Source organism: Chitinophaga sp. 05T412 (assembly GCF_056396465.1).
In genome coordinates this window covers 1-1,617 of the sequence record NZ_JBFTLN010000046.1, presented here as the reverse complement: position 1 = coordinate 1,617, position 1,617 = coordinate 1, and the positions used below count along the sequence as shown (strand labels likewise).

The window sequence follows — 1,617 nt, the reverse complement described above, 5'->3', positions numbered from 1 at the left end:
CATACCGCTACACTGGTATGGACAATCACTAACGGCACTTGTGCCGCTACTACCAGCCAGGTGAAACTCACCAACTACGAAGTGCCTTCTACTTCAGTAGCTGGTCCTGAGCAAAAACACTGTAATGATTCCATTTTCACCCTCGCGGCTAACAAGCCTGCACAAATGGGTGCATACGGTGCTTGGACCATTGTTGGTGGTAAACAGTCCTGGATCACTATTGCAGATAGCACTTTATTCAATTCTAAAGTGACACTGCTGGCCGGTCATACCGCTACACTGGTATGGACCATTACCAACGGTACTTGTGCGGCTACTACCAGCCAGGTGAAACTCACCAACTACGAAGTGCCTTCTACTTCAGTAGCTGGTCCTGAACAGAAACACTGTAATGACTCCATCTTTACACTGGCAGCTAACAAGCCTGCACAAATGGGTGCATACGGTGCATGGACCATTGTTGGTGGTAAACAATCATGGATCACTATTGCAGATAGCACTTTATTCAATACCAAAGTGACCCTGCTGGCCGGTCATACCGCTACACTGGTATGGACCATTACCAACGGTACYTGTGCMGCTACTACAAGCCAGGTGAAACTCACCAACTACGAAGTGCCTTCTACTTCAGTAGCTGGTCCTGAACAAAAACAYTGTAATGACTCCATCTTCACCCTCGCGGCTAACAAGCCGGCGCAGTTCGGAGCATACGGTGCATGGACCATTGTTGGTGGTAAACAATCATGGATCACTATTRCAGATACTTCTGCATACAATACCAAAGTGACCCTGCTGGCTGGTCATACCGCTACACTGGTATGGACCATTACCAACGGTACCTGTGCAGCTACCACTTCTCAGGTGAAACTCACCAACTTCGAAGTGCCTTCTACTTCAGTGGCAGGTCCTGAGCAGAAACACTGTAATGATTCCATCTTTACACTGGCAGCTAACAAGCCTGCACAAATGGGAGCATATGGTGCGTGGACCATTGTTGGTGGTAAACAGTCATGGATCACTATTGCAGATACTTCTGCATACAATACCAAAGTGACTCTGCTGGCCGGTCATACCGCTACACTGGTATGGACCATTACCAACGGTACCTGTGCMGCTACCACTTCTCAGGTGAAACTGACCAACTATGAAGTGCCTTCTACTTCAGTGGCAGGTCCTGAGCAGAAACACTGTAATGATTCCATCTTTACGCTGGCAGCTAACAAGCCTGCACAAATGGGTGCATATGGTGCGTGGACCATTGTTGGTGGTAAACAGTCCTGGATCACTATTGCAGATACTGCTGCATACAATACCAAAGTGACMCTGCTGGCCGGTCATACCGCTACACTGGTATGGACCATTACCAACGGTACCTGTGCCGCTACCACTTCTCAGGTGAAACTGACCAACTATGAAGTGCCTTCTACTTCAGTAGCAGGTCCTGAACAGAAACACTGTAATGACTCCATCTTCACGCTCGCAGCTAACAAGCCTGCGCAAATGGGTGCATACGGTGCTTGGACCATTGTTGGTGGTAAACAATCATGGATCACTATTGCAGATACTTCTGCATACAATACCAAAGTGACCCTGCTGGCTGGTCATACCGCTACACTG

Annotated in this window: 1 protein-coding gene; it reads left to right on the top strand. The window is 48.3% G+C overall.

All coding sequences use genetic code 11. The annotated features are described in order from the left end of the window. The coding region (locus AC1DFM_RS34585) for a hypothetical protein (protein ID WP_477081349.1) at positions 1-1,617 on the top strand (1,617 nt) is incomplete at both ends.